This window comes from Actinomadura sp. KC216 (assembly GCF_004348535.1).
Taxonomy (GTDB): Bacteria; Actinomycetota; Actinomycetes; order Streptosporangiales; family Streptosporangiaceae; genus Spirillospora.
The window spans coordinates 1-7,078 of sequence record NZ_SMJX01000389.1 but is presented as its reverse complement, the minus strand read 5'-3'; the positions used below and the strand labels follow the sequence as shown (position 1 = coordinate 7,078).

General features: G+C 69.1%; 10 protein-coding genes and 1 pseudogene. 7 read left to right on the top strand and 4 right to left on the bottom strand.

Translation table 11 applies throughout. The features are described 5' to 3' along the window. Positions 1-136: 136 nt before the first annotated feature. A complete protein-coding gene (locus E1264_RS37940; RefSeq protein ID WP_165964588.1) occupies positions 137-1,111 on the top strand; it encodes a LysR family transcriptional regulator in 975 nt (324 codons plus the stop codon). Here the strand turns inward: E1264_RS37940 and E1264_RS37935 are convergent. Further along, positions 1,108-2,082: a helix-turn-helix domain-containing protein gene (locus E1264_RS37935; protein WP_132181620.1), complete on the bottom strand. Its 975-nt coding sequence runs from the start codon at positions 2,080-2,082 to the stop codon at positions 1,108-1,110. The two genes, E1264_RS37940 and E1264_RS37935, sit on opposite strands and share 4 nt — an antisense overlap. Before the next feature lie 71 nt (positions 2,083-2,153). Between E1264_RS37935 and E1264_RS37930 the strand changes: the two genes are divergently transcribed. Beyond that, on the top strand, positions 2,154-3,446 hold the full coding sequence (locus tag E1264_RS37930; protein WP_207936783.1) for an amino acid permease: 1,293 nt from the start codon (positions 2,154-2,156) through the stop codon (positions 3,444-3,446). A 1-nt stretch (position 3,447) separates the two neighbouring features. On the opposite strand, the gene E1264_RS37925 is transcribed toward E1264_RS37930, so the two are convergent. The 3 genes from E1264_RS37925 to E1264_RS37915 are packed head-to-tail and all read right to left on the bottom strand — an operon-like array spanning position 3,448 to position 4,351. Further along, entirely contained in the window at positions 3,448-3,648 is a 201-nt protein-coding gene (locus E1264_RS37925; protein WP_132181618.1) for a hypothetical protein, read from the bottom strand. Beyond that, the gene (locus tag E1264_RS37920; RefSeq protein WP_132181616.1) at positions 3,645-4,016 is read right to left on the bottom strand and encodes a hypothetical protein; all 372 of its coding nucleotides are present in this window, start codon (positions 4,014-4,016) and stop codon (positions 3,645-3,647) included. Before E1264_RS37920 ends, E1264_RS37925 begins: the two co-directional genes overlap by 4 nt. Further along, complete coding sequence (locus tag E1264_RS37915) at positions 3,998-4,351, bottom strand: ATP-binding protein (protein ID WP_165964587.1); 354 nt, start codon at positions 4,349-4,351, stop codon at positions 3,998-4,000. The genes E1264_RS37920 and E1264_RS37915 overlap by 19 nt, the downstream gene beginning before the upstream one ends. 202 nt (positions 4,352-4,553) lie before the next feature. On the opposite strand from E1264_RS37915, the gene E1264_RS37910 reads away from it, so the two are divergent. The 5 genes and pseudogenes from E1264_RS37910 to E1264_RS37890 all read left to right on the top strand — a co-directional run bounded on the left by E1264_RS37910 (position 4,554) and on the right by E1264_RS37890 (position 6,824). After that, positions 4,554-5,369, top strand: a complete 816-nt coding sequence (locus E1264_RS37910) for a helix-turn-helix transcriptional regulator (protein ID WP_132181612.1) — start codon at positions 4,554-4,556, stop codon at positions 5,367-5,369. Then, the gene (locus E1264_RS37905; RefSeq protein WP_132181610.1) at positions 5,360-5,542 is read left to right on the top strand and encodes a DUF397 domain-containing protein; all 183 of its coding nucleotides are present in this window, start codon (positions 5,360-5,362) and stop codon (positions 5,540-5,542) included. The genes E1264_RS37910 and E1264_RS37905 overlap by 10 nt, the downstream gene beginning before the upstream one ends. 1 nt (position 5,543) lies before the next feature. Continuing rightward, positions 5,544-5,720 carry a DUF397 domain-containing protein gene (locus tag E1264_RS37900; protein ID WP_132181608.1) on the top strand — a complete coding sequence of 59 codons (177 nt, stop codon included), beginning with the start codon at positions 5,544-5,546 and terminating at the stop codon, positions 5,718-5,720. 26 nt (positions 5,721-5,746) lie between these two features. Beyond that, positions 5,747-5,930 (top strand): annotated as a pseudogene (locus E1264_RS37895) (DUF397 domain-containing protein). Positions 5,931-6,110: 180 nt separating this feature from the next. Further along, complete coding sequence (locus tag E1264_RS37890; protein WP_132181606.1) at positions 6,111-6,824, top strand: hypothetical protein; 714 nt, start codon at positions 6,111-6,113, stop codon at positions 6,822-6,824. The last annotated feature ends 254 nt before the right edge of the window (positions 6,825-7,078 follow it).

Below are 7,078 nucleotides of genomic sequence, written 5' to 3'. Positions count from 1 at the left end.
AGATCGGGCAGGGGGCAGGAGATTGCGGAGGGCGGGGCGCCAGGAGCTGGTGGACGGTTTGTCGTGCCTTGCGAAAATGAGAGTGACATCTGCGGAACGCTTGCGGGCCCTGCCACTTGGGCATAGCTTCGCGGCTATGCAGGTGGAACTGCGGCATTTAAGGGTGCTCTGCCAGCTAGCGGAGACAGGTAGCATCACGCGCGCCGCGGCGAGCCTCGGCGTCTCCCAGCCGACGCTCAGCAACCAGTTGCGCCGCATAGAGAAGGCGTTCGGCGGTCCGCTGTTCGACCGCGACTCGCAGGGCATCACGCCCACCCCGCTGGGTCGGCACGTCCTGGCCCGCGCCCGCGGCGTGCTGGCCGACATGGACGACCTGCTCGCCACCGTCCCCGGCGGCGGCCCCCGCACCGGCATCCGGCTCGGCACGCACCCGCACGTCCTGCTGGGCGAGTGGCTGCGCAAGCTCGAAGCCGAGATGCCGCACCGGACCGTCAGCACCACCCTCGACTACTCCGGCGCGGTCCTCACCCAGCTCCTCGCCAACGACCAGGCCGACGTGGTGTTCATGGGACGGGTCGCCGACCACCACGCGCCGCCGTGCCCGCCCGGCACGACCGAGCGCGTCATCACCATCGAGCCGTGCGGGATCGCGCTGGCGTCCGCGCATCCGCTCGCGTCGCGGGGCCGCGTCAGCCTGACCGACCTGGCCGGGGAGACGTGGATCCCGCCGCAGGGCGGCGACGACGGCGGCACCGCCATGCTCCGCGCCGCGTGCGAGGCCGCCGGGTTCACGCCGAGGTTCCGCTACGCGGGCGTCGACTTCAACAGCATGGTCGGGTTCGTCTCCGCCGGGTTCGCCATCACGCTCGCGTCGCCGACCTGGGTCCCGAGCGAGGGGATCACCGTCGTCGCGCTGGCCGGCCGCGCCACCGACGCCTACCGCGTCCTGCGCTGGCGGACCGCCACTATGCCGACGAGCGAGATCGACATCCTGCACCGGACGTTCCATGAGCTGTACAAGCCGGTCGTGGAGCGCAACACGACCCTGCTCCGCTGGCTCTCCGACTACCCCGACGCCCGCCCGAAGACGCTCGACATTCCCCCTGGCTAGACCGGCTGCCGGGCGGCCCGGAACCGGAACACGTGCCGGTAGGACTGCGGGGAGACCCCGGCGACCCGCGCGAAGTGGTACCGGAGGTTCACCCCGTTCCCGAACCCCGTGCTGCGGGCGATCTCCTCGATCGGGCTGTCCGTCGTCTCCAGCAGTTCCTGGGCCAGCCTGACCCGCTGCTGGAGCAGCCATTGCAGCGGCGTGATGCCGAGCGTGTCGCGGAACCGGCGGGCGAACGTCCGCTCGCTCAGATGCGCGACCCGGGCCAGCTCCGGGACGGTGATCGGCTGATGCAGCCGTTCCCGCGCCCACTCCAGCACGGGCGCCAGGTCGTCGCTCTTCTCGGCGGTGACGACGGGCTTGGTGTACTGCGCCTGCCCGCCGTCCCGGTGCGGCGGCACGACCATCCGCCGCGCGATCTCGTTGGCCACCGCGGCCCCGTGGTCACCCCGCACCAGATGAAGACAGACGTCGATGGCCGCACCGGACCCGGCCGTAGTAATGATGTCGCCGTCGTCGATGTAGAGCGGAGCCGGATCGAGCCGCACCCGAGGAAACCGGTGCGCGAAATCGGTCGCGTTCATCCAGTGCGTGGTGGCGCGGCGCCCGTCCAGCAGGCCCGCCGCCGCGAGCGCGTACGCACCCGTGCACAGCGACACGATCCGCTTGCCGCGCCGGGCCGCCTCCCGCAGGATCGCGACGAGCTCCGGCGGCGGCGCGAGCTGGGCATGGCGGGCCAGCCCGGCAACGATCACAGTGTCCACATCGAGCAGATCCTCGTACCGGTGGGACGCATACAGGCTCACCCCAGCACTGGACGGCAGCGCCCCCGGCTCACCAGCACACAGCCAGAACTCGTACCAGGGGTCGACGATGTCGCTCCGGTCGGTGCCGAAGACCTCGCACGGGATGGCCAGCTCGAACACCGGCGTCCCGGGCGTCACCGCCAACCCAATGACATGTCCGCTCATGGCAGGAATTCTACGGACAAGGACGTTTCTGCCACTAGTGATCGGTTCCGCCACCGCCGACGCTGAGTCCCGTGACGAACTCCAAGGGCCGCCTCACCCTCGGCCAGGGCACCGCCATGTACGTGGGCGCCGTCCTCGGCACGGGCGTGATCGCCCTCCCCGCCCTCGCGGCCGACGCCGCGGGCCCGGCCTCCCTGCTCGCCTGGCTGGCCCTGGTGATCATCTCGGCCCCGCTGGCGGCCGCGTTCGCCGCCCTGGGCGCCCGCCATCCCGACGCGGGCGGGGTGTCCACCTACGCGCGCCTGGCGTTCGGCGACCGCGCCGCAGCCGTGGTCGGCTGGTGCTTCTACTTCGCGATCCCGCCGGGCGGCCCCGCCGCGGCCCTCTTCGGCGGCGCCTACGTCGCGGCCGCCACCGGCGGCGGCAAGACGACAACGTTCCTCACAGCCGCCGCCCTACTAGCGGTGGTCACGGCCACGAACATGGCGGGCCTCCGCATATCGGGAAGGTTCCAGCTCGTCCTGGCGGCCCTCCTGGTGACCCTTCTCCTCCTCTCAGTCGCCCTGTCCCTCCCCGACGCCCGCTGGGACAACCTGACCCCCTTCGCACCCCACGGCTGGACGGCGATCGGATCGGCCGCGACCCTCCTGGTGTGGAGCTTCGCGGGCTGGGAGGCGATCACCCACCTGGCCGCCGAGTTCCGCCACCCGTCCCGCGACCTGCCCCGCGCCACCGCCGCCGCCGTCTGCGTGGTCGGCGTCCTCTACCTCCTGGTGGCCTTCGCGATCATCAGCGTCCTGGGCGCCGCCGCCTCCACGTCCGACGCCCCGCTCGGCGCCCTGATGGCCCAGGGCCTGGGCGGCGGCGCCCGCTGGCCCGCCGCCGTGGCCGCCGTCCTGCTGACCATGGGGACGATGAACGCCTACTACGCGGGCGCGGCCAAGCTGGGCGCCGCCCTGGGCCGGGACGGCGCACTGCCGTCCTGGCTGGCACGCGGCAGCGTCGCGGGCCAGGTCCCCAGGCGAAGCCTGGCTGTCGCGTCCGCGATGTCATTCCTGGCTCTTGCCGTAGTAGCCGCCATCGGCCTAGGCCCAGAGCCCCTGGTACTCCTGACCACAGGCTCTTTCGTCACCGTCTACGCCATAGGCGTGGCAGCGGCCATCCGCCTACTCCCGCGCCACACCCGCGCCCGCGCCTCAGCATTCGCAGCACTTTTCGCAGTAGCGGCACTACTCCTGATGACAGGCCGCTACCTGATCTGGCCCGCCGCCATGACGGCCGCAGCCCTGACGTACCTGCACCTGAAACCCCGCACCCCAACACCGACCCCAGAACCCGCGGAAAAGCACCTGACCCCGTCCTGAGTCACTTGCTCTCCGCCAACAGCGCGACGGCACGCCGCGTGGCGTCGGGATCGGCGACCGCAAGCGACTCCAGCAGCCCGTCCAGATCGGACGCCGAGATCAGAATGCGGCCGATGCCCCGCCACACGCCCGCGCCGTCCCGCATGATCGTCCACTCGGGGAACAGGTGAAGGAGCAACAGCAGCGTGACGCGCTCGTTCACAGCGGCCGGTCCCGCAGGAACCGGTCGATGACCTGCGCGGCGAACTCGATGTCGCCTCCGCACTGGCACAGGAACCCGCCCCGCCCGCGAGGGGCCTCATGGAACGCCCACCCGCCACCGGGCACGGCCACGACGGTGAACGTGGTCGCGGCGCGGTCGGCCCCGTAGACCCGCAGCAGCGGCGTCCGAACCGGGACGACCTCCGGCCGGTACGTCTTCACGCACCGCCACCCGCGCCCCTCAAGCGCGACCGCGAGCAGATCGAGATACCGCACCGCCGTGTCGCGGTTCCGTTCGGTACGCCATTGCAGCAGCCGGAAGCGGAGCGTCCGGCGGACGTGGTAGCCGGTCAGCGAAGCGTCGCCCATACGACCTTCCCACCCTCGTTGAGAAGCCGGACGCCCCAGTCGTGGACGAGCTCGGCCAGGAGCACCAGCCCCCGGCCGGTGAGGGCACCGGTGTCCTCGGGCTGGATCTCCGGCCGCTCCTCCCCGGCGTCCCACACCTCCACCACGGGCCGCCCGTCGCGCTCGTCGCGGAACACCCGGACGACGATCTGCCCCTTCCCGTGCAGGTAGCTGTTGGTGACCAGCTCGCACACCACGAGCCGCCCGACGTCGTCGTCCTCGATCCCCCACTTCGCGAACCACTCGGCGAGAAACCGCCGCGCAAGCAGCGGCGCCCGGTCAGTGGGTTCGAGCACAAGCGGCGGGGGAACCTCGTGGGCAAGCGATGCTGATGACATGGCCTGCGACCTCTCAAAGCGTCTCCGACTGGACGTCGCCAATTGAGCCACCGAACAAGTGCACAGCGTCACGAAGCGCAGGTGAAAGCCTGAAAACTAGTCCTGACCAAATCTCTGAACTTGGTGGCGGCTTGTGTCAGGGTTGGGGGACCATGCGCCCATGGCACCTCGACGATCGAGAGCGAAGGTCAGCCCGAGCCTGGTCGCCTTCGGGCGCCGGTTCCGCCGATTCCGCGAGGCCAAGGGCTGGAGTCAGGAGAACGTCGCACGCCGAGCCCGTGACGGAGAGGGCGTCACACCCCAGTACATCGGCCAGATCGAGACCGGCAGGACGCGCTGCACCCGCGAGTTCGCCGAGACCATGGACCGCGAGCTCGAGACGAACGGCGAGCTGGTCGAGCTGTGGGAGGACCTCGTCAAGGGCGCCGAGTTCCCGACCTGGTACGAGTGGCTCCCCATAGAGGAGACGGCAGAGGAACTGACCTCCTGGAGCCTCTCCCTAGTCCACGGCCTACTCCAGACCCCCGCCTACGCCGAAGTCCTGCTGTACGGCGACAAGGCGAAGGTCGAAGACCGTATCGCCCGGCAGAGCATCCTCACCCGCGAGAACCCCCCGCCGCCCGGCTGCACGTTCCTCATCGACGAGGGCGTGCTGAGGCGCGAAGTCGGAAACCCGCAGATCATGCACGACCAGCTCGATCGCCTCATCGAAGCCCCGGCGGCACTCGGCGTGACGGTCCAAGTCGTGAAGATGCGCGGCGATCACCTCGGGAACGCCAGTTCCTTTACGATCGCCACTATGGAGGACATGCGAGAGGTCGCATACTTCGAGAGCCCGGCACGCGGAGTCAGTGTGGAGGCGTACGACGAACTGGCCTCCATCCGCAAGGCGCTCAGAGAGGTGCGAGGCCTTGCCCTCCCGGTAGATCAGTCGCTCGATGCCATCCGAAAGGTGCAGGCAGACCTATGGACCTGAACACGACCACCTGGCGCAAGAGCAGCTACAGCGCTGGCACCGGAGGCGAGTGCGTGGAACTAGCATCCACCCCCGAAACCATTGCGATCCGAGACAGCAAGAACCCAGACGGCCCCAAGCTCCTGATTGGACGCGACGACTTCGCAGCCCTAGTGGCGACCCTCAAGCACTGACGTGAACACCAGCACCTGGCGCAAGAGCAGTCACAGCGGAGGCAACGGAGGCGAATGCGTCGAACTGGCCTCCGCCCCCGGACTCATCGCCATCCGCGACAGCAAGAACCCAGACGGCCCCAAACTCCTGATCGGACGCGACGACTTCGCAGACCTAGTGGCAACCCTCAAGCACTGACACTCCCCAACCAACACGGGAGCGCTATGGACGTGAACACCACCACTTGGCGCAAGAGCAGTCACAGCGGCAACACCGGAGGCGAATGCGTCGAACTGGCGTCCGCCCCCCGGACTCATCGCCATCCGCGACAGCAAGGACCCGGACGGGCCCAAGCTGTTGGTTGACCGGCACGAGTTCGCAGCCCTGGTGGCGTCCCTGAAGCACTGACGTTCTCCGACCGGCAGCATGGGAGCCCCGGCCCTTGGAATCTCCAGGGGCCGGGGCTCCCATTTTTCCGGCCGGTCGATTCGATGGTCCCGCTCGCCGAACTGCCGGACGGGGAACTTCTCCATTACCAACAACTCTCTCAGCCCTGTCCGTTCCGGACCGATCCGGCATAATGCGGGCGTGTCCCTTGACGCCATCGACGCTGTGGACTGGTCGGCGATTCCCAACCCAACAGGGCACGAGTGGGACGATCCTGAGTATGTGGCTCACGCACTGCGCCTGCTCACGATATCCACCACCGCACACCAAACAGGCGACGCGACAGCCCACCTCGCCGGCCGCGGCTTCATCAACGGCCACGCCGGGACGCTGTTCCCCGCAGCCTACGCAGCGACACCGATCCTGCTGGAACTCGTCGAACACGGCCAGCGGCCACGTATCAAAGACGCAGCCCTCGGTCTCCTGTTCGATGCACTGAACTTCGACCCATTCGCCGGCCACGACCGCGTGAACACGCCCTATGACACCGACGTCCCGCTCTGCTGCGCCATTGCGCGGCAAATCCGCAGCCGCCAGCGCGCTCTCCTCGCCTATGGCAATGAAGGCAAGTGGCTCTTGGCAGATGCAGGGCTCCATTGGCGACTGACCATCGAGGAGACCGAGCCCCAGTCCGACGGCATCCTGTCCGCACTCGCCGTCCTCGAAGGCGCACCCTTCCATACGCCGACCGAGGCCGAACTACACACCCCGCTGTTCCCGCAACCTGCTTCGACGGTACGTATCGACACCCTGACCGCCGACGCCTCCGGTGCCGCATTCATCCAACTCAGTCAAACGCCATCGGTCACCATGTCCACAGGCTCCGCTCTCTACCCAGCTGAATGCGGTTTCTGATGGGAGTACCTGCCGCATGATCTGCCACCCGCTCGGCGGTGTACTACTTCGCCCGGTGGCGCGATGACGGGCCGACCCCAGACGATTCATGTTCAGAAGAGCCGGGGCCGCAAACGCGGGATCGCCACCGGCAACCCGGGCGTGCACACCGCGTGGGTGGACGCGGAATTCGAGCCACTAGCGCGACACCCCGCCCCGGCCCGCAGCCCGGGTTCTGGCCGCCGGTGCGGCCGCGTGACCGGCCAGCCCCCCAC